Genomic DNA, 21949 nt, shown 5'->3' with positions numbered 1-21949 from the left:
GTACGGGCATGCATTGACACAGGTCAAGATTTCAGCGGCCGAGGCCGCCCTTATTCAGCAGGTTCCGTGCGGTGCCTGCCTGATCCGGCATCGCGCCGTCTGCGCAGCCTGCGAGGCCGACGATCTGCACGAGCTTGAGCTTGCCAAATACTACCGCCGCTTCGAGCCGGGCCAGATGGTTGCCCATGCGGGCGAGCGGATGGATTTCGTGGGCTCGGTCGTGTCGGGCGTGGCGGGCCTGACACAGACGCTCGAGGATGGTCGCACGCAGATGGTCGGCATGCTGCTGCCTTCGGATTTCCTGGGTCGGCCGGGGCGGGATTCGTCGCCCTATGATGTCACCGCGCTGTCGGACCTGCTGCTGTGCTGTTTCCGCCGCCGCCCGTTCGAGGAGCTGCTGCGCTCACGTCCGCGGGTTTCGGCGCGGCTGCTGGAAATGACACTGGACGATCTGGATGCGGCGCGCGACTGGCTGCTGCTGCTGGGCCGCAAGTCGGCGCGCGAACGGATCGCCTCGTTCCTGGCGGTTCTGGTCCGCCGTGCGGCGATGCTGGGGCAGGCAACGGGGGCAGGGCCGATCGTGATCGACCTGCCTTTGACGCGCGAGGCGATCGCCGATTACCTGGGGCTGACGCTGGAAACGGTCAGCCGCCAGATATCGGCCCTGCGGCGCGAGGGCGTGATCGTGCTTGAGGGCACGCGCCGGGTGATCGTGCCCGATTTCCGGCGGCTCGTGACCGAAAGCGGCGATGACGCCGATGGCGGCCTGCCGGGCTGAGCGCCGGCTCAGCGCGCCATGAACAGCGGCACCGCGGCGCGTTCGAGCATGTGGCGCGTCGCCCCGCCCATGATCGCCTCGCGCAGGCGCGAATGGCTGTAGGCGCCCATCACGATCAGGTCGGCCCCCGTATCGGCCGCGCGCTGGTTCAGGACCTCGGATATGGCGGGCAGGGTGCGGGCCAGCACCACGACCTCGGCCCGCACGCCATGGCGGGTCAGCATCCGGCAGAGCGCGGCCCCCGGACTGGACCCCTCGACCGAGCGGGGCGATGGATCGACGACCACCACCTCGACCTGTTCGGCCGCCTTCAGGATCGGCATGGCCCGGCGCACGGCGGCCAGCGCCTCGTCCGACTGGTTCCAGGCGATCATCACCCGCCGCCGGGGCGTCCAGTCCGGCGCAGCGTCTCCGCCGCCCGCCGCGCCCGCCGGGTGCGGGAGGACAAGCACCGGGGCGTTGCCGTCGAACAGCGCCGCTTCCAGCACGGTATCGGCGCTTGCCGCGGCCTTGTCGCCATGGGGCTGCCCCAGCACCACCAGGTCGGCAAAGCGCGCCTCGCGCGCGACCAGCGCCGCCAGGCCGCCGATCTGGGCGACGGCGCCCTCGACCGACCAGCGCGCGCCCTGCTGTTCAAGCCGGGCGCGGGTTTCGCCCTGCAGCGCCTCGGCCGCCTCGAGCGCGCGGTCGATGGCGTCCTGGAACACATAGGCCGAGGCGCCCGCATAGTAATAGCCCGTCTGGGTATGATCGACCCCGATGCAGAACGCCTCGAGATGGGCGTCCTCGGACCGCGCGAGGGCCGCGGCGGCGTCAAGCTGGGCGGTCTGCCCGGCCTGCGTGAGGATAGTCAGGATTGTCTTGTAGGCCATATGCGTGCCCCCCATGCCTTTGCCTGGGACATATTAGCGCAGATGCCGCGGGAATTGTTGACCCAGATCAATGTTCGGGCAACGCTGCATCCATAGGAGACATGGCAAGCCGGGGTCGGGCGCGCAACGCCTGTGCCGGGACCGGGGCGTGGCGCAAGGGTGCGGCGCAAGGACAAGGACAAGACGACGATGCTGGATGTCATCACGCTGATCGTGCTTGGCGTCATCGCGGTGCTATCCGCGATTGCCGCCAACTATGCGCATGATCTGGCCTACATGGTGAATGCCCTGACGGTCATGCTGGCCGCGGGGCTGACCTTCATGTGGCAACTGCGCCGCATGGACGATCCCGAACGCGCCGCCCTGCGCGCGGGCGAGGCGGGCGAATATCAGGACGGCGTGATCCGCGCCGGGGTGATCGCCACCTGCTTCTGGGGCGTGGTCGGCTTTCTGGTCGGGGTCGTCATCGCGGCGCAGCTGGCCTGGCCCATGCTGAACTTTTCCGACGCGATGCAGGGCTTCACGAATTTCGGCAAGCTGCGCCCGCTGCACACCTCGGCGGTGATCTTCGCATTCGGCGGCAACGCGCTGATCTGCACATCCTTCTATGTCGTGCAGCGGTCCTGCGCGACGCGGCTGTGGGGCGGGAACCTGTCGTGGTTCGTGTTCTGGGGATACAACCTGTTCATCGTCCTGGCGGCCAGCGGCTATATCCTCGGCGCCACCAATTCCAAGGAATATGCCGAGCCGGAATGGTATGTGGACATCTGGCTGACCATCGTCTGGGTCGCCTATCTGCTGGTCTATCTGGGCACCGTGATGAAGCGGCGCGAGCCGCACATCTATGTCGCCAACTGGTTCTATCTGTCCTTCATCGTGACCATCGCGATGCTGCACATCCTCAACAACCTCGCCCTGCCGGTCAGCATCTTCGGGTCTAAATCGGTGCAGCTGTTCTCGGGCGTGCAGGACGCGATGGTGCAGTGGTGGTACGGCCACAACGCCGTCGGCTTCTTCCTGACCTCGGGGTTCCTGGGGATGATGTACTACTTCATCCCCAAGCAGGCCGAGCGGCCGGTCTACAGCTACAAGCTGTCGATCATCCACTTCTGGGCGCTGATCTTCATGTATATCTGGGCCGGTCCGCACCACCTGCATTACACGGCCCTGCCGCAATGGGCCTCGACGCTGGGCATGGTGTTCTCGATCATGCTGTGGATGCCGTCCTGGGGCGGGATGATCAACGGGCTGATGACGCTGTCGGGCGCCTGGGACAAGCTGCGCACCGATCCGGTCATCCGCATGATGGTCGTTGCGGTCGGTTTTTACGGCATGGCCACCTTCGAGGGGCCGATGATGTCGATCAAGACGGTCAACTCGCTGTCGCACTATACCGACTGGACCATCGGCCACGTCCATTCCGGGGCGCTGGGCTGGAACGGGATGATCACCTTCGGCGCGCTCTATTACCTGACCCCGCGGCTTTGGGGGCGCGAGCGGCTCTATTCGCTCGGCCTCGTCAGCTGGCACTTCTGGCTCGCCACGATCGGGCTGGTGCTCTACGCCTCGTCGATGTGGGTCTCGGGCATCATGGAAGGGCTGATGTGGCGCGAGGTGGACGCCCAGGGCTTTCTGGTCAACGCCTTTGCCGACACCGTGGCCGCCAAATATCCGATGCTGGTGGTGCGCACGCTGGGCGGGGTGTTCTACCTGCTGGGCGGGATGGTCATGTGCTATAACCTGTGGGCGACAGTCGCCCGCCAGCCCCGCGTTGCGCAGACCCGCATCGCCGTTCCGGCCGAGTGAGGACAGGTCATGGCCATTCTTGAACACCACAAGATCCTTGAAAAGAACGCCACGCTTCTGCTGGTCTTTTCATTCCTCGTCGTGACCATCGGCGGCATCATTGAGATCGCCCCGCTGTTCTACCTGCAGAACACCATCGAGAAGGTGGAAGGGGTGCGCCCCTATACCCCGCTGGAGCTGACGGGCCGCGACATCTATGTCCGCGAGGGCTGCTATGTCTGCCACAGCCAGATGATCCGTCCGATGCGCGACGAGGTCGAGCGCTATGGCCATTACAGCCTTGCCGCGGAATCGATGTATGACCATCCCTTCCAGTGGGGGTCCAAGCGCACCGGGCCTGATCTGGCGCGCGTGGGCGGGCGCTATTCGGATGAATGGCATATCGACCACCTGACGCGGCCCCAGGCGGTCGTGCCGGAATCGATCATGCCGGCCTATGGCTTCTTGCGCCAGCGCCTGATCGAGCCGACCCATATCGACCAGCGCCTGCGCGCCGAGCGGGGTGTCGGCACGCCCTATACCGATGAAGACCTGGCGCAGGCGCGGGCCGACTGGCTGGCCCAGGCCGACCCGGATGCCGACGCCTCGGGCCTGCAGGAACGCTATCCGGGCGCGCAGCAGCGCAACTTCGACCGGCAGGCCGGCGTGTCCGAGATGGACGCCCTGATCGCCTATCTGCAGGTGCTGGGGACGATGGTCGATTTTTCGACCTTCCAGCCGGACCAGCATCGCTGACGGCGCGGCCATGGACCGCTATTCCCTGCTGCGCCACCTCGCCGACAGCTGGGTTCTGCTGCTGCTGACGCTGATCTTCGTGGGGGTGGTCCTGTTCGCCTTCCGCCCCGGATCGCGCCGGTTCCAGCAGGACGCCGCTGAAAGCATTTTCCGCAACGAGACGCGACCGGCGCCCGCCCCGCCTGCGGCGCCCGATACCAAGGAGGTCGAGTGATGGCCGATCCTACTGACGAGATGCCGACCCCCACCCCGCGCGAACGGCAGGTCGCCCAGAACATGGGCGTCGATCCCGACGATCCGCATGAAAGCCCCGCCAATCCCGAAAACCGGGTCGAGGTCGGCCGCCGGGCCGCCGATGCCGAGAACGCCGAGCAGATCCTGCGCAACGCCTCGGACGAGATCACCGGCCCCAAGCGGGGGACGGGCGGGGCGGGCCGCGGGCGCGGCGGCCAGCGGCGCGGCGGCAGCCGCATGGTGACCGAGGCGCGCTCGACCGGGCACAACTGGGACGGGATCGAGGAATATGACAATCCCCTGCCGCGCTGGTGGCTGTGGACCTTTTATGCCACCATCGTCTGGGCGCTGGGCTATGTGCTGGCCTATCCCGCGATCCCGCTGATCCGCGATTCCACCCAGGGTTTCCTAGGCTGGACCCCGCGCGATCAGGTGGCCGCCGATATCCGGCGCTTTGACGAAGCGAACGGGCCGATCCGGGAAAAGCTGGTCTCGGTCGGTCTGGACAGCATCAAGGATGATCCCCAGCTGGCCAGCTATACCGAAAATGCCGGCAGGGCCATCTTCAACACATGGTGCGTTCAGTGCCACCAGGCCGGGGGCGCGGGCGCCAGCGGCTATCCCACGCTGGTCGATGACGACTGGCTGTGGGGCGGCACCATCGAGGATATCCATACCACCCTGCTACACGGCATCCGCAGCCCGGATGATCCCGAGACGCGCTTTTCCGAAATGCCCAAGTTCGGCGCCGACGGGCTGCTGGACGAGGGCCAGATCGACCAGGTCGTGAACTATGTCATGTTGCTGGGCAAGCTGCCCCATGACGCTGCCAAGGCGCAGGCCGGTCAGGCAATCTTTGCCGAAAACTGCACCGCCTGCCACGGAGAGAACGGCACAGGCGATCGGGCGCAGGGCGCGCCCAACCTGACCGATGCGGTATGGCTTTATACCCGCGACGGCGCGCCCGACCCCGCGACGATCCGGCGGATCGTCCATGACGGGCCTTACGGCGTGATGCCCGCCTGGTCGGGCCGGCTGAGCGAGGCCGACATCCGGTCCGTTGCCGCCTATGTCCACGGCCTTGGCGGAGGCGAGTGACAGCGGTGCCGGGCGCCATGGCCTTGCGGCTGGGCCGCAGGATCGGCGCCCGGCCTTCCCGGCGGGGGATCGGCCGGCCGGCCGGCCTGCGCCGCGTGCCGCCGCGCTGACCATCCGCCTGCCCGTGCCCCGCACAGGCTGCGACATCCCACCACGGTGGGCATGCTCGCAGCCTTCCCTATATGATCGGCATGCCGCAGCCCGGTGCGCCGGGGCTGCGTCGCTTCGCGCCCATCCATTCCGGCAAGCGCCGGACAGGAGCCACCCATGTCGATAGCCGAACACGAACCGCCCCGGCTGTATGCCGCCCGCGAGCCGATCTTTCCGCGCCGCGTCCATGGCTGGTTCCGCAAGCTCAAATGGGTGCTGATGGTCCTGACGCTGGGCATCTACTACATCACCCCATGGATCCGCTGGAACCGCGGACCCGGCCTTCCCGACCAGGCGGTGCTGGTCGATCTGGCCAACCGGCGCTTCTTCTTCTTCTGGATCGAGATCTGGCCGCACGAATTCTATTTCGTCGCGGGCCTCCTGATCATGGCGGGACTGGGACTGTTCCTGTTCACCTCGGCTCTGGGGCGCGTCTGGTGCGGCTATGCCTGCCCCCAGACGGTCTGGACGGACCTGTTCATCCAGGTCGAACGCTGGGTCGAGGGCGACCGCAATGCCCGTATCCGCCTTTACGAACAGCCCTGGAACGGGCGCAAGCTGCGGCTGCGCCTGACCAAATGGGCGCTGTGGCTGCTGATCGGGCTGCTGACCGGGGGGGCATGGGTGTTCTATTTCGCCGATGCGCCGACCCTGCTGCGCGATCTTGTCACGCTGAACGCGCATCCGGTCGCCTATACGACCATCGCGATCATGACGGCGACGACCTTCTTTTTCGGCGGCTTCGCGCGCGAGCAGATCTGCATCTATGCCTGTCCCTGGCCGCGCATCCAGGGCGCGATGATGGACGAGGACACGCTGACCGTCGCCTACCGCGAATGGCGCGGCGAGGAGCGCGGCAAGATCCACAAGGGCGAGCGCACCAAGTCCGATACGCCCCCCGGCCCCAAGGGCGACTGCATCGACTGCTTTGCCTGCGTGAATGCCTGCCCGATGGGCATCGACATCCGCGACGGCCAGCAGCTGGAATGCATCACCTGCGCGCTGTGCATCGACGCCTGCGATGACGTGATGGCCAGGATCGGCAAGCCGCGCGGGCTGATCGACTACATGGCGCTCAAGGACGAGGCTGCCGAAAAGGTCGGCAACGAACGCCAGTCGCTGCTGCGCCATGTCCTGCGGCCGCGCACCTTGATGTATTTCACCTTGTGGGGGGCGATCGGGGTCGGGCTGATCGTCGCGCTGTTCCTGCGCAGCCCCTATGACCTGAACGTCTCGCCCATCCGCAGCCCGCTGTTCGTCACCCTGTCGGACGGCTCGATCCGCAACAGCTATGAACTGCGGCTACGCAACAAGCAGGGGGAGGCCAAAACCTTCACCGTTGGGGCAGGCGATGGACAGGGCGCACCGATACCGGGGCTGGACATCGCCCTGGAAGGCGGCGCCGGCAGCGTGGCAGTGACGCAGGATGCCACGTTCCAGCAGCGTGTCTACCTGACCGCCGCGCCTGGATCGGCGCTGTCCAAAACGCCCCAGACCGAGGTGACCATGTGGATCGAGGATACCGGATCGGGCCGCCGCGCCACTGTCGGCACCGTATTCCATGGGGCCGAACGGTGATGCCGGCAATGGCACTGTTCGGGCCTTATGCGCTGGTCCTGGGGGTGGCGGCGGTGTTCACGCTGCCCTTCCTGCTGTTCTCGCTGGCAGGGCGGTTCACGGGGCGGCACATGCTGGCCTTTGCGCTGGCCATGTTCGGCGTCATCATCGGGGTGAACATCTGGCTGGCGACACGCGCCGCCGGCACCTTTCCCGGTCTTGAGACGGCCAATGCCTATGTCGCCTCGCAATCCTTCGACCACGACCGGGCGGCACAGGAAAGGCTGGGCTGGACGGTCACGCCCGCTTATGACGGGCGGGAACTGACCCTGTCGGTCCGCGACAGCGCCGGCAATCCGGCGCGTATCCGGCACCTGAGCGCCACCATCGGCCGGCCGACCCATGTGCGCGAGGATCAGACGCCAGCCTTCACCTACGAAGGCGGCCTGTTTCGCGCCCCCCTCAGGCTGGGGCTTGGGATGTGGAACATCCACCTGACGGTCGAGGCGGCCGACGGCACCGTATTCCGCCAGCGCATCGACCATTATGCCGGCAGCGAGGTGAGCGGATGAGCGATGCGGCGACGATGCCGGGTGCAGCCCTGCAGCCGCGCTTCAGCGCCTGCGCGGCCTGCGATGCGGCGCCCCTGGCGGCCGCAGTGGCGGGGGCCGCGCCGGTGCGCGGCGATATCATGCTGTCGGTGCCTGCCGCCCATTGCGCCACCTGCATCAGCGATATCGAACGCACGCTTGCCGCCGTGCCCGGCGTTCACGCGGCGCGCGTCAACCTGTCGCTACGGCGGGTCGTGGTGGATGCGGACAAGGGGCTTGCGGCGGCCGACCTGATCCCTCGCCTTGCCGCCATCGGCTATGAGGCGCATGAGCTTGACCCCGCCGCGCTGACGGCGACGGCGTCGGACCGGCAGGGGCGCGACATCCTGATGCGGATCGGGGTGGCGGGCTTTGCCATGATGAACATCATGATCCTGTCTGTCGCGGTCTGGTCGGGCGCGGATGCGGCCACGCGCGACATGTTCCACTGGATCTCGGGGGCGATCGCCCTGCCCACCGTCGCCTTTGCCGGGCAGCCCTTCTTTGTGCGCGCCTGGACGGCGCTCAGGGCCGGCCGGCTGGGCATGGACGTGCCGATCTCGCTGGCGCTGGTGCTTGCCAGCGCCATTTCGGTGTTCGAGACGCTGCATTCGGGCCCTCACGCCTATTTCGACGCGGCGGTGATGCTGTGCTTTTTCCTGCTGGTCGGCCGGTATCTGGACTATCGCACCCGGGCAGTCGCACGCTCGGCCGCGCAGGAGCTGACCGCGCTCGAGGTGCCGCGGGCGATCCGCCTGGTCGGCGAGGCCCGGCAGGAGGTGCGGGTCGCCGACCTGTCGCCCGGCGATCTGGTGCTGGTCCGGCCGGGCGGCCGGGTGCCGGCCGACGGCATCGTCACGGCAGGCGCATCGGAAATCGACCGTTCGCTGCTGACGGGGGAATCGGCGCCTGCCGCTGCGCGGATCGGCGACGCGCTTTCCGCGGGCGAGGTCAACCTGACCGGGCCGCTGACGCTGCGCGTCACGGCCGCGGGTCGCGACAGCAGCCTGTCGCGTCTGACTGCGCTGGTCGCAGCCGCCGAAACGGCGCGAGGGCGCTATACCTCGGTCGCCGACCGGGCGAGCCGCGCCTATGCGCCGGTGGTCCACCTGCTGGCGCTGGGCAGCTTTCTGGGCTGGCTGTGGGCCACGCGCGATGCGCGGCTGGCGCTGAACGTGGCGGCGGCGGTGCTGATCATCACCTGTCCCTGCGCGCTGGGCCTTGCCGTCCCGGCGGTCGTCACGGCCGCCTCGGGGCGGCTGTTCCGGCGCGGGCTGCTCATCAAGGACGGCACCGCGCTGGAGCGGCTGGCCGAGGTGGATACGGTCGTCTTTGACAAGACCGGCACATTGACGACTGGTGCGCCGCAGGTGCAGGCGGCCGGGCTGCCGCCCGAGGCGCAGGGCGTCGCCGCGGCGCTGGCCGCCGGGTCGGCCCATCCGTTGTCGCGGGCGCTGGCCGCGGCGCTGTCGGCCGCCCCCGCCGCGCTGAGCGAGCAGCGCGAGGTGCCGGGCTATGGGGTCGAGGCGCTCTGGCGCGGCATTCCCGTGCGGCTGGGCCGGGCCGACTGGGCAGGCGCGGCGGATGACGAGGGCGGCGCGGCAAGCTGGCTGCGGATCGGCGAGACGGTGTGGCGCATCGGCTTTGCCGACAGCCTGCGGCCCGGCGCGGCCGGGGCGATTACGGCGCTGCGTGCGGCCGGGCTGCGGGTGATGATGCTGTCGGGCGACGGGCAGGGCGCCGCTGCCGAGGTCGCCGGGGCGCTGGGGATCGCCGACTGGCGCGCGGGCGTCACCCCGCAGGACAAGGCCGATGCGGTTGCGGCGCTGTCCGCGGCAGGGCACCGTGTGCTGATGGTGGGGGACGGGCTGAACGATACGGCCGCGCTGGCCGCGGCGCATGCCTCGATCTCGCCTGCCAGCGCGCTGGATGCGGCGCGCGTGGCCTCGGACATGGTGCTGATGGGCAGCTCGCTTGGCCCCGTGGCCGAGGCGGTGATGATTGCCCGCCTGTCCGCCCGCCGCATCCGCGAGAACTTCGTTCTGGCGATCCTCTACAACCTTGTCGCCGTGCCCTTCGCCATTGCCGGGCTGGCAACGCCGCTGATGGCTGCGCTGGCCATGTCGGCAAGCTCGGTCAGCGTGACGCTGAACGCCCTGCGCCTGAGGGTGCCGGGGGTGGATGACGGCAGGGGCGGACTTGGCGCCGATCTGCCGGGCAGGGGGAAGGGCGCAGAGGCATGAACGTCCTGATCTTTCTGATCCCCGCATCGCTGGCCCTGGGGGCATTGGGGCTGGGGGGTTCCTGTGGTCGCTGCGCCACCGGCAATACGAGGATCCCAAGGGTGACGCCGAGCGCATTCTGAGCAAGGAATGGGACGACCGGCCGAAGCAGTGACCAGCAGCCGCCCTTGGCCGGCGCCTGTTCCCGCAGGGACAGCGGGGCAAAAGGGGCTTGGATGACGGGGAAGGCGGCGCGCCTTTTGGCCCGCGCCCCATGGCGATCGCGTTTTACGGGCGCAGCCGCGTTGCAGGGCAGGTTTGGGGCAAACCGGGCCCTGCGGCGTGTCAAATGGGTCCGATGCGGCGGGCTCCGGGCGGCAACCAGGCTACTGCCTTCAGCAGCTGTGCAACAGCGCGGGGGCACCGTACCATTGATGCAGGTCGGAACTTAACCTGCTGGGGCGGCAGCGGGCGTCATGGACGGGCTGCATTGCCCGCAGCGGGATCGTTCTGAGGGGCAGGGCCGCTCGCCGCAAATGAAAGATGCCCGACCAGTTGCCGGGCATCCTCTGTCAGGCAGGCAATGGGCGCTAGTCGCCGATGACCCGGCATTTCTGCGCGCGGGCCGCCAGCTTTTCGCAAGCCAGGCGGGCCCCGTCGCGCGTCAGGCCGGTGAAGTTCGCCTCCCACCCGCGGGAGGTATCGCCGACGCGGCGGCTGGCGCTGTCCAGGACCGCACTTTCCTGAAGCGCGGTCCGCACCAGCAGTTGCTCGGCCTCGGCCTTGGTCTTGAAGCGGCCGATGTTGATGGCATAGCGGCCGCGTCCCTTGATCGAGGGGCGCGCGACGATTTCCGTCGCCTCTGGTTCCGAACGGTCGCCTTCCTCCTCCATCGCGGCCAGGATCACCGTGTCGGACTTGCGCACCGGCTTGGCCGAACCGGCAAGCTGCCGCGTGGCGGCGCCGGCCGGCCTGTCGCTGCCTGCGAAGGTCGATCCGGGCGTGCGCGGGGCCTCGGCTCTTGCCCCGTCCCCTTTCGCCGCCGGGGATGTGGCCGCACCGGCCTTGCCGGTATCGGCCTTTGCCGCAGCCAGGCTGCGCGGCGCGCGCGCGGGGCGGCTGTCTTCTGCATCCGAGGAGGAATCCGCGGCCATGTCGGGATCGGCCGGGTCCGCCTTTTGGGCCGGCTTGTCATCCCGGTTCGCCGGCCGGCGCGACGGGCGTTCGCCGGCGATCCGGGGCGCCGCCGCCTGCTGCGGCGCGGGCGCGACATCCGCGGCATCGGCCTCGGGCGCAGGCTCTGCGGGCGCAGCCTGCCGGGGTATGGCGACGATCCGAGCAGGGGCAGCGGGGGCCGCAGCCGCAACCACGATTGCCGGGGTGTCGCGGACCGGGCGCGCGGCAGTCACGACCGGCTGCGGCTGAACGCTTGCCACCTTCACCATCCGCTTGCGCTCGACCATATAGGCCGGGGCGTCGGGGCGGATCTCGCGCACCTGGTCGGGCGCGCGGCCAAAGCCCGCATCCAGAAGCTGCGCCATCATGGCGTTGCGCTGTGCGGTCGATTGCCCGCCCAGAACCGTGGCGATGATGCGCTTTGACCCGCGCTGCGCCGAGGCGGTCAGGTTGAACCCTGCCGCCACGGTATAGCCGGTCTTGATGCCGTCCGCGCCAGGATAGCTGTCCAGGAACCGCTTGTTCGTGCTCGATACCATCGCGACGCCCGCATCCGCGCTGCGCCGTGAAAAGATCGAATAATACTGCGGAAAGTCATAGAACAGCCGCCGCCCGAGGATGGTCAGGTCGCGGGCGCTGGAATAATGGCCCTCGGCGGTCAGGCCGTTGGCATTGCGGAAATTGGTATTCCGCATCCCCAATGCCCGGCCCATTGCCGTCATCTGCGCGGCAAACTGCGCCTCGGACCCGCCAAGCCCCTCGCCGATCACCGTGGCGGCATCATTGGCCGATTTGACGGCGGCGGCGCGGATCAGATAGCGCAGCTCGATCTGCTGTCCCGGCCTCAGCCCCAGCCGCGAGGGCGGCATCGAGGCTGCATGCGGCGATACCGTAAAGCGCGAATCCAGCCGGACCTGACCCCGTTCGATGGCCGTGAAGGCCATGTAGAGGGTCATCATCTTGGTCAGCGAGGCCGGATGCAGCCGCGCATCGGCGTTCTGGGCGTAGATTTCCTTGCCCGTCCGCCCATCCATCACGAAGGCGGCGAAGGGCGCCGCGGATGCGATCATCGGCAGCAACGCGCCGATCATCAGGATCCACCCCCCGATGAGGGTTCTGTAAAGTGCTTTCACTGCCCCGGTCTCTTCTGCCTCGCGGACGCGTTCTTGTTGCACGTCCTTCGTTAATGGATCGACAATAGCACCCTATTTGCCGCGCGGGAACCCGGCTGCGGCCGATATTGGTCCCTTGCCGCGGTATTTCGCCCCGCTTACATCCGTTGTGCCAGCCCCTATATTGCGGGCAAGGCCGCCTTACAGGAACCGTCTCATTGCGCCCGCCCTTCGCCCATCCCTTTCAGCTTGGCGATCCGCCCTCGCGCAACGACGAGGATGCGGATCTTGCGGTCAAGACCCGTCCCAGGACACAGCGCCCGCCGCTCTACAAGGTGCTGCTGCTGAACGATGATTTCACGCCGATGGAATTCGTGGTCCAGGTGCTGGAACGCATCTTCGGCATGACCCATGCCCAGGCGATCGAGATCATGCTGACCGTCCACCGCAAGGGTGTGGCGGTTGTCGGCGTCTTTTCGCACGAGATCGCCGAAACCAAGGTCGCCCAGGTGATGGAGCTTGCGCGCCGCCAGCAGCATCCGCTGCAATGCACGATGGAAAAGGAATAGCGTGGCGTCTGCGCGGCTTGAGTCGATCGACCCGCCCGAGGGGCGGTTGCTGATGGTGGGGGCGGGGGCGGCCGATGTGGCGCCCTTCGATCCCGCCCGAACCGTCGTGGCCCAACGCTTCCGGCCCGATCACGATGCCGTTGCCGCGCTGGGGTTCCAGGTCGCTCCGGGCGTTTCGGGAGGGGCCGAGGGGGCCGTGGTCATCGCCGCGCGTGCGCGGGCCGAGACGCGGGCGCGCATCGCGGCGGCTGCGGCTGTGCTGCCCCCCGGCGCGCCCTTGTGGATCGACGGGCAGAAGACCGACGGGATCGACGCCGTCCTGCGCGAGATGCGCGCCTTCGTCCCGGTCGAGAATGTTCAATCCCGCGCCCATGGCAAGATCTTTCGCCTTGCTGTCCCTGAAGGCGACTGGCTGCCGCCCGACTGGGCCGGGCGGGAGGCTGAGGCGGAGGGTTTCGTGACGATGCCGGGCGTGTTCTCGGCCGACGGGCCCGATCCCGCCTCGGTCATGCTGGCCGCGAGCCTGCCCGACAGGATGCCGACCCGCGTTGTCGATCTGGGTGCCGGCTGGGGCTGGCTTGCCGCACAGGTGCTCACCCGTCCGGGTGTCGAAATGCTGCATCTGGTCGAGGCCGACCATGCCGCGCTCGATTGCGCGCGCCGCAATGTCACCGATCCGCGCGCGCGCTTTCACTGGGCCGATGCCACCGCCTTTCGCCTGCCCGAGCCGGTGAACGGCGTGGTCATGAACCCGCCCTTCCATACCGGGCGCGAGGCGCGTCCCCAGATTGGCGCGGGGTTCATCCACGCCGCGGCGCGGCTGCTGACCGGGGCAGGGCGGCTGTGGATGGTCGCCAATCGCCACCTGCCTTATGAATCCGTGCTGACCGAAACCTTCGCCGAGGTGGCCGAGATCGCGGGCGACAGCCGTTTCAAGGTGCTGACCGCGAGCGGGGCAGGCAAGGCGGGGGCTGGCAAGGCGGGGGCGGGCAGGCCCCGGCGGGGCTTGCCCGGCCGCCCTGCCGTGAAGCCGGCCCGCTGATCAGCGCCGCGCCCCGGTTTCAGGATAGGCGGCGCGGCAGGCGCGCACCGCCGCATCCGCAGGCCCGCCCAACGCCTTCAGCCGGGCGCGCAGGTTATCGGCCTTGCGCCCCTCTGTCGCCGGGTCGATCGCCACGCGGTAACGTTCCGTGTCGGTCACGTCGCGCAGGCAGGGGCGCCCCGCCCATCGTGTCCGCCCGTCGCGCATGCGGACCGGCACGGGACAATCGCGCCATTCGGTGCGGGTGATCTCGCGCTCGTGCCAGGCATAGCCGCGGGCCAGGTTCCCCTCGACCTCGGCCAGCAGGCCCTGCACGACGCGGTATTCATGCGTGTTGCGCGCGATGCACTGTTCCTGGGGGGTGCCGCAGGCGGCCATGGCCAGGCAGCCAAGCAGGGCGAGCGTCAGGTTGCGGGTCATGGGTCCTGCCTTTAATCAGCCTGGGGAACAGACTAGCGCGGCTGCCTGCCGCCCCGCAATTCACGAAAGGTCCCCCAAGGGATGGAGATGACGCCCGAGCGTGCCGAGGCTGCCGCATGGTTCCGCGCCCTGCGGGACCGCATCACCGCAGCCTTCGAGGCGCTTGAGGATCGCGCTTCGGGCGCGGCGCCAGCGGGGCGCTTTGTGGTGACGCCGACCACGCGGGCCAATGATGGCGGCGGCGGGATCATGTCGGTCATGCGCGGCGGGCGCGTGTTCGAGAAGGTGGGCGTGAACTGGTCCGAGGTTCACGGCGTGCTGGCCCCTCGGGCCCAGGCGGCAATGGCGGCGCGGGGGGTGCCGGGTATGGCCGATGATCCCCGTTTCTGGGCATCGGGGATCAGCCTTGTGGCCCATATGCAAAACCCCCATGCCCCCGCGGTCCACATGAACACGCGGATGTTCTGGACACCGGGCGCCTGGTGGTTCGGCGGGGGCGCCGATCTCAACCCGTGCATTGAGTATCCCGAGGATACGGCTCACTTCCACGACACGCTGCGCAGTGCCTGCGCGCCGCATGGGGTCGATTACTATGACCGCTTCCGGGCCTGGGCGGATGAGTATTTCTTCATCCCCCATCGCGGCAGGGCACGGGGCGTCGGGGGGATATTCTATGACGACCTGAACAGCGGCGACTGGCATGCCGATTTCGCCTTTACCCGCGCCGTGGGCGGGGCGTTCCTGCCCGCCTTCCTGCCGCTGGCCGAACGGCGCATGATAACGCCCTGGTCGGATGCCGACCGCGATACGCAGCTGGTTCACCGGGGCCTTTATGCCGAATACAACCTGGTTTATGACCGTGGCACCCGGTTCGGGCTGGAAACGGGACATGATCCTGATGCCGTGCTGATGAGCCTGCCGCCTCTTGCCAAGTGGATCTGACGCCCTAGCCCGCGCGCAGCAGCCAGGCGACCCCGGCCATCACCAGGACGATGCCGGCCAGCATGCGCGGCCCGATGCGTTCGCGCCGCCGCCGGCTGACGAGCGCGGCGAACGCCACCTCGGCCAGGGCCAGCGTGCGCACATCCGCCGCCGGGGCCAGCGCAAAGCCGATGAACCAGAACTGCGAGGCAAGCGCGCCCAGAAAGCCCGCCCCCAGCGATTCGCGCCAGGCCCCCGCCATGGCGCGCAGCACCGGGCGGTCCGTCAGCGCCAGCCAGCCGCCCACCAGGGCCGTCTGCATCGCCAGCGACAGCGCCAGGACCATGGTCGCGCGGCCGACATGGCCGCCGCCTTGCAGCGACAGGATCGCGCCGCGGAACCCGATTGCGGACGCCCCGAACAATGCGCCGGCGGCCACCGCCGTCAGCAGCGCCCTCCACCCCGCGCCCCGCCAGTCCGTGCCCGCCATCAGCAGCACCCCTGCGGTGGCAAGGCTGATCGCCCCCATCCGCGCCGGGCCGAGCGGCTCGCCCAGCACCAGCGCGCCCAGCAAGGCAAGCGTGACCGGCTCGGTCTTGATGAGGGCGGTGGCCACGGCAAAGCCGCGCAGCTGCATCGCCCGCAGCATGAGCGCGGTTGCGCCGACCTGCGCCAGGGCGCCCGCCGCCGTCCAGACAATGGCGCTGGCGGCAAGCGGCGGCAGGCCGTCCCGCCGCGACAGCACGGCCAGGAAGATCAGCGCAAAGGGCAGGCCGAACAGAAAGCGCACACCCGTTGCACCCACCGTGCCCAGCCGCCCCGTCAGCCCCGCCTGCGCCGCGTTGCGGCCCGTCTGCGCCAGCGCGGCGATCAGCGAGGCGGCGATCCACATCATTGGCGGTTTTCACCCGCAGGAGCGGACGGTCTCGATCATCAGGGCGACATTGTCGGGATCGGCATCCGGCGTGATCCCGTGCCCCAGGTTGAAGATATGCGGACCCCCCGAAAAGGCCCGGACGATGCGCCGCGTCTCGCTGACCAGCGCCTCCCCACCCGTGACCATATGGCCGGGCGCAAGATTGCCCTGCACGCAGCCATCCGTCTGCACATGGGCGGCCGCCCATTCGGCGCTGATGCCATTGTCCAGCGCCACGCAGTCGGCGCCGGTCGCGCGGGCAAAGCCCTGATAGCGGGGGCCGGCCTCTCGCGGGAAGGCGATGACGGGCACGCCGGGATGGCGTTCCTTGAGCGCGGCGATGATCCGCCGCGCGGGGGCCAGGGCGAAATCGTCGAAATCCTGCCCCTTGAGGCTGCCGGCCCAGCTGTCGAACAGCTTGACGACCTCGGCCCCCGCCTCGATCTGGGCCGACAGATATTCGACCGTCGCTTCGGTGATGCGCTCGATGAGCCGCTGGAACGTCGCGCGGTCCGCCGCCTTGAGCGCATGGGCCGGCCCCTGGTCGGGGGTGCCCCGGCCGGCGATCATGTAGGTCGCCACCGTCCAGGGGGCGCCGGCAAAGCCGATCAGGGTCGTCTGCGCCGGCAGGGCGCGGCGCAGCAGCCGGACGGTTTCATAGATCGGCGACAGGGTGTCGTGGATATCCGTGACGGGCCGCAGCGCGTCGCATTGCGCCGGCGTCGTGACGGTGGAAAGGCGCGGCCCTTCGCCGGGCGCAAACCACAATTCGGCCCCCAGGGCCTGCGGCACCAGAAGGATGTCGGCAAACAGGATCGCCGCGTCAAAGCCATAGCGGCGGATCGGCTGCAGCGTGACCTCGGCCGCCAGTTCGGGATTGTAGCAAAGCGACAGGAAATCGCCCGCCTGCGCGCGGGTCGCGCGGTATTCGGGCAGATAGCGCCCGGCCTGGCGCATCATCCATATGGGCGGCACCGCAAGACGCTCGCCCGCCAGGGCGCGCAGGATCGTTTTGGTCGGGGCGGGGCAGGGGGGCTGGGTCATGGCGTCCTTGTCGCAGCGGGCGCGCACGGGCGCAAGCAGGGCTGCGCCGCCGCGGTGCCGCAGCCTGTTGTCAAGCGCAAGGGGCGAAGGTAACCCCGCGCCATGGACGACTTTCCCTCGATCGAACGACCCCTGCGGATCGGCACGCGCGGCTCGGCTCTGGCGCTGGCACAGGCGCATGAAACGCGTAACCGGCTGGCGGCGGCCCATGGGCTGCCTGCGGCTGCGTTCGACATCGTGCCGATCAAGACGACCGGCGACCGGGTTCTGGATCGGCCGCTGCGCGAGATCGGCGGCAAGGGCCTGTTCACGCGCGAGATCGAGGATGCGCTGCTGGACCGGCGCATCGACATCGCGGTTCATTCCATGAAGGACATGCCCGTGCTGCAGCCGGACGGGCTGGTGATCGATTGCTACCTGCCGCGCCAGGATGTCCGCGATGCCTTCATCAGCCGCCGCTGGCGTTCCATCGCCGAACTGCCCGCCGGCGCCAGGGTTGGCTCGTCAAGCCTGCGGCGTCGGGCGCAGCTGGCGTATCACCGCCCTGACCTGACCCTGGTCGAGTTTCGCGGCAACGTGCAGACGCGTCTGCGCAAGCTGGACGACGGGGTGGCCGAGGCGACCTTTCTGGCCATGGCCGGGCTGTCGCGCCTGGGGATGGCCGAAATCGTGCAAGATGCCATCAGCCCCGACGAGATGCTGCCCGCCGTGGCGCAAGGGGCCATCGGGGTCGAACGGCGGGCTGACGACACCGTTGCGGCGATGCTGCTGGCGGCCATTTCGGACGGGCCGACGACGCTGCGGATCGAGGCAGAGCGGGCCTTTCTGCGCCAGCTCGACGGCTCGTGCGAGACACCCATCGCCGGTCTGGCCGAGCTGGAGGGCGAGCGGATGCGCCTGCGGGGCGAGCTGCTGCTGCCCGACGGCTCGCTATGCATCGGCGCGGAACGGTCGGGTCTGGCCAAGGACGGGCCGGCCATGGGCCGCGATCTTGCCGAGGAACTGCTCGGCCGCGCGCCGCCCGCCTTCTTCGCGCTCAGCGGGATTTCGGCAGACCGAGGCTCGCCCCCGGTGCGCTGAGGCCGCAAGGGCGGTCATCGAGGCCGGCCCCCCACGCCCAGCGCAGCCGGCTGTTCGGCGCACCCTTGTTGACTGCCGAATCCGCGCGCTATTGTCGGCCTGTCGGCCTGTCGGCCTGTCGGCCTATCGGCTGTCAACCTTGGCGGCCAGCCAACCCCAGCGCGGCGTGCACCCTCGGCGCAAAGAACGCCTTGTGTCCGGGAAAGCAGGAACATCGGCACAGCATTGACGCCGCACCCCTTGCAGACGCGCCTTGCGGCCGTGAAGGCGGATGCATCGCAGCAGCGTTGGCGCTGCGGCCCTAAGCGCGTTTTTCTCGGCCCGGTGGCAGGGCCTGCAATCCTTGGCAGCGCGATAGGTCGTCAATAGCTGCGGATCAGCCCCACAAGACGGCCCTGGATGTGAACCTTGTCCTCGGGCAGGACGCGGGTTTCATAGGCGGGGTTCGCAGCCTCGAGCGCGATCATCCCGCCCCGGCGGCGATAGCGCTTGAGCGTCGCCTCGGCGCCTTCGACCAGGGCCACGATGATATCGCCGTTCTCGGCGCTGTCCTGTTCGCGGATGACCACCACATCGCCATCGTTGATGCCGGCCTCGATCATCGAATCGCCTCGCACCTCGAGCGCATAGTGATGCTCTCGCCCCGACAGCATCGAGCCGGGCACCGCGATATGGTGGGACACCTCGGAAATCGCCTCGATCGGCACGCCGGCCGCGATGCGCCCCATCACCGGCAGCTCGACCGCGGGGCTGTCCACGATGGCAATGGCGCCGCGCGGCCGCGCCGCTGCGCCGGGCTTGCTGCCCTCGATCACACGGGGGACGAATGGCGCGCCGGCTTGCGGCGCGCCGCCTTCGTCGCGGATCAGGGCATCGGGCAGGCGGATGATTTCCAGCGCGCGGGCCCGGTGAGGCAACCGGCGGATGAAGCCCCGCTCCTCCAGCGCTGTCACCAGGCGGTGGATCCCCGACTTGGACCGCAGATCGAGCGCAAGCTTCATTTCATCAAAGGACGGCGGAACCCCGTCGCGGGCCAGCCGGGTCTGGATGAACTCCAGCAGCTGAATCTGTTTCTTGGTCAGCATGATCGTTCCCGCGGCCCCCGATGCGTTCATCCATTGTTCTAGAGCCGTTCCCCTTTGGGGTCAATGACTAAGCCGATTCGCATGAACAGGGGGTTAACGGGGCAGGGGAAGATAGCTGACGCTGTCGCCCCTTTGCCGTGCCGGATCGCCCGGCGGCCGGATCAGCAGGGCATCGGCGGCTGCCATCACCGTCAGCCGGGCCGAGTCCTGGTCGGCAAAGGGCGTGATTTCGGGGCCTTGGGCTGTCTGGGCCAGCGATGCGCGCAGGTAATGCTGCCTGCTGCCCTCGGGCGGCAGGTCGATGCCCAGCACGCCCCGGCAGACCGGCGGAACAGCAGCAGCGTCGCCCTGCATCCGGCGCAGCAGCGGCTGCATGAACAGCACCGCCGTCACGATGGCCGAAACGGGATTGCCCGGCAGGCCCAGCACCGCGCCCCGCCCCAGCCGCCCCGCCATCAGCGGCTTGCCCGGACGCATCGCGATGCGGTGAAAGGCGGGTTCCATCCCCAGATCCTGGGCGACCTTGCCGATCAGGTCATGATCGCCCACCGAGGCGCCGCCGATCGTCACGATCAGGTCGGCGCCCTGCGCCTGGGCAAAGCGCGCGCGCAGAGAATCCTCGGTGTCGCGGGCCAGCGGCAGGATGCGGGCCTCGGCCCCGGCGGCGCGGGCAAGGGCCGCAACGGCGATGTCGTTCGAGCTGATGATCTGCCCGGCTGCGGGCTGCGCGCCGGGCGGCACCAGCTCGTCCCCGCCTGCCAGGACCGCCACGACCGGGCGGCGCGCAACGCTGAGGCGCGGCACGTTCATCGCCGCCAGCAGTGCCAGATCGGCCGCGCCGAGCCGCCTGCCCGCCGGCACCCGGTCGCCTTCGGCAAAGTCGTTGCCGCGCTTGCGGATATGGGCATTGCCGCGCGCGCCCGTGATCCGCAGCCGGCCGCCCTCGCGCAGCGCATCTTCCTGCATCACGACCAGATCGGCCCCCGCCGGCACCGGCGCGCCGGTGAAGATGCGCACCGCCTGGCCCGCCGCCAGCGTTCCGCCCCAGGGGCGGCCGGCCGCAGCCTCGCCCACGATGTCCAGCGGTCCGGGCAGGTCGGCAGCGCGCAGCGCATAGCCGTCCATCGCCGCCGCGTCGAAGGGCGGCTGCGTCATGCGCGAGACCGCATCATCCGCCAGCACCCGGCCAAGCGCATCGGCAAGCGCCACCGTCTCGGCTTGCGGCGGCGGGGCGAGCGACAGCACCAGCGCCAGCGCGTCCTCGACGCTCAGCAGGCTCATGGCGCGGCCTCGAAATCGCCGGATTTGCCCCCGGTCTTGCGCAGCAGGCGGATGCCCTCGATCCGCATGTCCTTCTGCGCGGCCTTGAGCATGTCATAGACCGTGAGCGCCGCGACCGTGGCGGCGGTCAGCGCCTCCATCTCGACCCCGGTGCGGCCGGTGGTCCGGGCGGTCGCGGTGATGCGCAGGCCGGGCAGGGCGGGATCGGCGGACAGCTCCACCGCCACCCGGTCAAGCGGCAGGGGATGGCACAGGGGGATCAGATCGGCCGTGCGCTTGGCGGCCATGATCCCGGCCAGACGGGCCACCCCCAGAACGTCGCCCTTGGCCGCACCGCCCTGCGCCAGCGCCAGCGTCTCGGGCGACATCACCACGGCGGCCGCGGCCACCGCCTCGCGCGCGGTCGGCTGCTTGGCCGACACGTCCACCATATGCGCCTGCCCTGCGGCGTCGAAATGGGTCAGGCTCATGACGCCCCCAGGATCGTACGGGTGGCTGCGGTGACGTCCTTTTGGCGCATCAGGCTTTCCCCGATCAGAAAGCGCCTCACCCCGGCATCCATCATCCGCGCCAGGTCGTCATGCGCGAACAGCCCGCTTTCGCAGACCAGTTGCCGGCCCGCCGGCAGCATGGGCGCAAGTTGCAGCGTCGTTTCAAGATCGACATGGAAGGTTCTGAGATTGCGATTGTTCACCCCGACCAGCGGGGATTTCAGGCGCAGCGCCCGTTCCATCTCGGCCGCGTCATGAACCTCGATCAGCGCGTCCATGCCCCAATGGGCTGCCGCATCCTCAAGCTCGGCGGCAAGCATGTCGTCGACCGCGGCCATGATGATGAGGATGCAATCCGCCCCCCATGCCCGTGCCTCGGCCACCTGATAGGGATCGTAAAGGAAATCCTTGCGCAGCACCGGCAGCTCGCATGCCGCGCGCGCCGCCGCCAGAAAGGCGGGCGATCCCTGAAAAGACGGGCCGTCGGTCAGCACCGACAGGCAGGCCGCGCCCCCTGCCTGATAGGCGCGGGCCAGCGCCGGCGGATCGAAATCGGGGCGGATCAGTCCCTTTGACGGGCTGGCCTTCTTGATCTCGGCGATCAGCGCGGGGCCCTGCGCGGCGGCGCGGTCCAGGGCCGCGGCAAAGCCGCGCGGGGGCGGGGCCTGCCGGGCTGCCGCCTCGATCTCGGCCGGGGGACGGGCGGCCCTGGCGGCGGCGATCTCGTCCAGCTTGTAATGCTTGATGCGGGTCAGGATATCCATGCGCCG

At 69.1% G+C, this 21949-nt stretch carries 22 protein-coding genes; 13 read left to right on the top strand and 9 right to left on the bottom strand.

Features of this window, described 5'->3' with window-relative positions:
- Positions 1–13: 13 nt before the first annotated feature.
- A complete protein-coding gene (fnrL, locus tag B0A89_RS01265; RefSeq protein WP_420814403.1) occupies positions 14–778 on the top strand; it encodes a transcriptional regulator FnrL in 765 nt (254 codons plus the stop codon).
- A gap of 8 nt (positions 779–786) precedes the next feature.
- On the opposite strand, the gene B0A89_RS01260 is transcribed toward fnrL, so the two are convergent.
- Positions 787–1650 (bottom strand): universal stress protein, encoded by an 864-nt coding sequence (locus B0A89_RS01260; RefSeq protein ID WP_085378677.1) that lies wholly within the window; start codon positions 1648–1650, stop codon positions 787–789.
- Positions 1651–1839: 189 nt separating this feature from the next.
- Here B0A89_RS01260 and ccoN point away from each other — a divergent pair, with 189 nt between their 5' ends.
- The 8 genes from ccoN (at position 1840) to ccoS (ending at position 10217) form a co-directional block, all read left to right on the top strand.
- On the top strand, positions 1840–3456 hold the full coding sequence (gene ccoN, locus B0A89_RS01255) for a cytochrome-c oxidase, cbb3-type subunit I (RefSeq protein ID WP_085378676.1): 1617 nt from the start codon (positions 1840–1842) through the stop codon (positions 3454–3456).
- Between the two features lie 9 nt (positions 3457–3465).
- A complete protein-coding gene (gene ccoO / locus B0A89_RS01250; protein ID WP_085376583.1) occupies positions 3466–4191 on the top strand; it encodes a cytochrome-c oxidase, cbb3-type subunit II in 726 nt (241 codons plus the stop codon).
- Between the two features lie 10 nt (positions 4192–4201).
- Positions 4202–4405: a cbb3-type cytochrome c oxidase subunit 3 gene (locus B0A89_RS01245; RefSeq protein WP_085376582.1), complete on the top strand. Its 204-nt coding sequence runs from the start codon at positions 4202–4204 to the stop codon at positions 4403–4405.
- 257 nt (positions 4406–4662) lie between these two features.
- Complete coding sequence (gene ccoP, locus B0A89_RS01240) at positions 4663–5523, top strand: cytochrome-c oxidase, cbb3-type subunit III (RefSeq protein ID WP_240558716.1); 861 nt, start codon at positions 4663–4665, stop codon at positions 5521–5523.
- 267 nt (positions 5524–5790) lie between these two features.
- The gene (gene ccoG, locus B0A89_RS01235) at positions 5791–7251 is read left to right on the top strand and encodes a cytochrome c oxidase accessory protein CcoG (protein WP_085376581.1); all 1461 of its coding nucleotides are present in this window, start codon (positions 5791–5793) and stop codon (positions 7249–7251) included.
- Between the two features lie 8 nt (positions 7252–7259).
- Positions 7260–7802 (top strand): FixH family protein, encoded by a 543-nt coding sequence (locus B0A89_RS01230; protein WP_085378674.1) that lies wholly within the window; start codon positions 7260–7262, stop codon positions 7800–7802.
- Positions 7799–10063 carry a heavy metal translocating P-type ATPase gene (locus B0A89_RS01225; protein ID WP_085376580.1) on the top strand — a complete coding sequence of 755 codons (2265 nt, stop codon included), beginning with the start codon at positions 7799–7801 and terminating at the stop codon, positions 10061–10063. Before B0A89_RS01230 ends, B0A89_RS01225 begins: the two co-directional genes overlap by 4 nt.
- Positions 10002–10217, top strand: a complete 216-nt coding sequence (ccoS, locus tag B0A89_RS01220) for a cbb3-type cytochrome oxidase assembly protein CcoS (protein WP_420814402.1) — start codon at positions 10002–10004, stop codon at positions 10215–10217. The genes B0A89_RS01225 and ccoS overlap by 62 nt, the downstream gene beginning before the upstream one ends.
- Before the next feature lie 415 nt (positions 10218–10632).
- On the opposite strand, the gene B0A89_RS01215 is transcribed toward ccoS, so the two are convergent.
- Positions 10633–12309 (bottom strand): D-alanyl-D-alanine carboxypeptidase family protein, encoded by a 1677-nt coding sequence (locus B0A89_RS01215; RefSeq protein WP_240558586.1) that lies wholly within the window; start codon positions 12307–12309, stop codon positions 10633–10635.
- Positions 12310–12548: 239 nt separating this feature from the next.
- Between B0A89_RS01215 and clpS the strand changes: the two genes are divergently transcribed.
- Complete coding sequence (gene clpS, locus B0A89_RS01210) at positions 12549–12899, top strand: ATP-dependent Clp protease adapter ClpS (RefSeq protein WP_085376579.1); 351 nt, start codon at positions 12549–12551, stop codon at positions 12897–12899.
- A 1-nt stretch (position 12900) separates the two neighbouring features.
- The gene (locus B0A89_RS01205) at positions 12901–13941 is read left to right on the top strand and encodes a class I SAM-dependent methyltransferase (RefSeq protein ID WP_085376578.1); all 1041 of its coding nucleotides are present in this window, start codon (positions 12901–12903) and stop codon (positions 13939–13941) included.
- Here B0A89_RS01205 and B0A89_RS01200 read toward each other — a convergent pair whose 3' ends face one another.
- Positions 13942–14361, bottom strand: a complete 420-nt coding sequence (locus B0A89_RS01200; protein WP_085376577.1) for a hypothetical protein — start codon at positions 14359–14361, stop codon at positions 13942–13944.
- An 81-nt stretch (positions 14362–14442) separates the two neighbouring features.
- Between B0A89_RS01200 and hemF the strand changes: the two genes are divergently transcribed.
- Positions 14443–15303, top strand: a complete 861-nt coding sequence (gene hemF / locus B0A89_RS01195; RefSeq protein WP_085376576.1) for an oxygen-dependent coproporphyrinogen oxidase — start codon at positions 14443–14445, stop codon at positions 15301–15303.
- Positions 15304–15307: 4 nt separating this feature from the next.
- Here the strand turns inward: hemF and B0A89_RS01190 are convergent, their stop codons facing one another.
- Both B0A89_RS01190 and hemE read right to left on the bottom strand, forming a co-directional pair.
- Positions 15308–16177 carry a DMT family transporter gene (locus B0A89_RS01190; RefSeq protein WP_085376575.1) on the bottom strand — a complete coding sequence of 290 codons (870 nt, stop codon included), beginning with the start codon at positions 16175–16177 and terminating at the stop codon, positions 15308–15310.
- 9 nt (positions 16178–16186) lie between these two features.
- Complete coding sequence (gene hemE, locus B0A89_RS01185) at positions 16187–17242, bottom strand: uroporphyrinogen decarboxylase (protein ID WP_085376574.1); 1056 nt, start codon at positions 17240–17242, stop codon at positions 16187–16189.
- 102 nt (positions 17243–17344) lie between these two features.
- Between hemE and hemC the strand changes: the two genes are divergently transcribed.
- Positions 17345–18322, top strand: coding sequence for a hydroxymethylbilane synthase (gene hemC, locus B0A89_RS01180; RefSeq protein ID WP_085376573.1), 978 nt, complete (start codon positions 17345–17347; stop codon positions 18320–18322).
- A gap of 362 nt (positions 18323–18684) precedes the next feature.
- Here the strand turns inward: hemC and lexA are convergent, their stop codons facing one another.
- From lexA to trpC, 4 genes are all read right to left on the bottom strand, one after another.
- Positions 18685–19407, bottom strand: coding sequence for a transcriptional repressor LexA (gene lexA, locus B0A89_RS01175; RefSeq protein WP_085378672.1), 723 nt, complete (start codon positions 19405–19407; stop codon positions 18685–18687).
- Between the two features lie 93 nt (positions 19408–19500).
- Positions 19501–20682, bottom strand: coding sequence for a molybdopterin molybdotransferase MoeA (locus B0A89_RS01170; RefSeq protein WP_085378671.1), 1182 nt, complete (start codon positions 20680–20682; stop codon positions 19501–19503).
- A gap of 2 nt (positions 20683–20684) precedes the next feature.
- Complete coding sequence (gene moaC / locus B0A89_RS01165; protein WP_085376572.1) at positions 20685–21158, bottom strand: cyclic pyranopterin monophosphate synthase MoaC; 474 nt, start codon at positions 21156–21158, stop codon at positions 20685–20687.
- Positions 21155–21943, bottom strand: a complete 789-nt coding sequence (gene trpC / locus B0A89_RS01160) for an indole-3-glycerol phosphate synthase TrpC (protein WP_085376571.1) — start codon at positions 21941–21943, stop codon at positions 21155–21157. Before trpC ends, moaC begins: the two co-directional genes overlap by 4 nt.
- Positions 21944–21949: the final 6 nt, after the last annotated feature.

The sequence above is a fragment of the Paracoccus contaminans genome (genome assembly GCF_002105555.1).
Taxonomy (GTDB): domain Bacteria; phylum Pseudomonadota; class Alphaproteobacteria; order Rhodobacterales; family Rhodobacteraceae; genus Paracoccus; species Paracoccus contaminans.
Note: the sequence above shows the minus strand (reverse complement) of the source record. Positions and strands in the feature narration are given on the sequence as shown.

Excerpts from the sequence above, each read along its gene's own strand:
- B0A89_RS01260 (WP_085378677.1), bottom strand. The coding sequence starts at position 1,650 with ATGGCCTACAAGACAATCCTGACTATCCTCACGCAGGCCGGGCAGACC.
- ccoN (WP_085378676.1), top strand. The coding sequence starts at position 1,840 with ATGCTGGATGTCATCACGCTGATCGTGCTTGGCGTCATCGCGGTGCTA.
- ccoO (WP_085376583.1), top strand. The coding sequence starts at position 3,466 with ATGGCCATTCTTGAACACCACAAGATCCTTGAAAAGAACGCCACGCTT.
- B0A89_RS01245 (WP_085376582.1), top strand. The coding sequence starts at position 4,202 with ATGGACCGCTATTCCCTGCTGCGCCACCTCGCCGACAGCTGGGTTCTG.
- ccoP (WP_240558716.1), top strand. The coding sequence starts at position 4,663 with ATGGTGACCGAGGCGCGCTCGACCGGGCACAACTGGGACGGGATCGAG.
- ccoG (WP_085376581.1), top strand. The coding sequence starts at position 5,791 with ATGTCGATAGCCGAACACGAACCGCCCCGGCTGTATGCCGCCCGCGAG.
- B0A89_RS01230 (WP_085378674.1), top strand. The coding sequence starts at position 7,260 with ATGGCACTGTTCGGGCCTTATGCGCTGGTCCTGGGGGTGGCGGCGGTG.
- B0A89_RS01225 (WP_085376580.1), top strand. The coding sequence starts at position 7,799 with ATGAGCGATGCGGCGACGATGCCGGGTGCAGCCCTGCAGCCGCGCTTC.
- ccoS (WP_420814402.1), top strand. The coding sequence starts at position 10,002 with ATGACGGCAGGGGCGGACTTGGCGCCGATCTGCCGGGCAGGGGGAAGG.
- B0A89_RS01215 (WP_240558586.1), bottom strand. The coding sequence starts at position 12,309 with ATGATCGGCGCGTTGCTGCCGATGATCGCATCCGCGGCGCCCTTCGCC.
- B0A89_RS01200 (WP_085376577.1), bottom strand. The coding sequence starts at position 14,361 with ATGACCCGCAACCTGACGCTCGCCCTGCTTGGCTGCCTGGCCATGGCC.
- hemF (WP_085376576.1), top strand. The coding sequence starts at position 14,443 with ATGGAGATGACGCCCGAGCGTGCCGAGGCTGCCGCATGGTTCCGCGCC.
- B0A89_RS01190 (WP_085376575.1), bottom strand. The coding sequence starts at position 16,177 with ATGATGTGGATCGCCGCCTCGCTGATCGCCGCGCTGGCGCAGACGGGC.
- hemE (WP_085376574.1), bottom strand. The coding sequence starts at position 17,242 with ATGACCCAGCCCCCCTGCCCCGCCCCGACCAAAACGATCCTGCGCGCC.
- hemC (WP_085376573.1), top strand. The coding sequence starts at position 17,345 with ATGGACGACTTTCCCTCGATCGAACGACCCCTGCGGATCGGCACGCGC.
- lexA (WP_085378672.1), bottom strand. The coding sequence starts at position 19,407 with ATGCTGACCAAGAAACAGATTCAGCTGCTGGAGTTCATCCAGACCCGG.
- moaC (WP_085376572.1), bottom strand. The coding sequence starts at position 21,158 with ATGAGCCTGACCCATTTCGACGCCGCAGGGCAGGCGCATATGGTGGAC.
- trpC (WP_085376571.1), bottom strand. The coding sequence starts at position 21,943 with ATGGATATCCTGACCCGCATCAAGCATTACAAGCTGGACGAGATCGCC.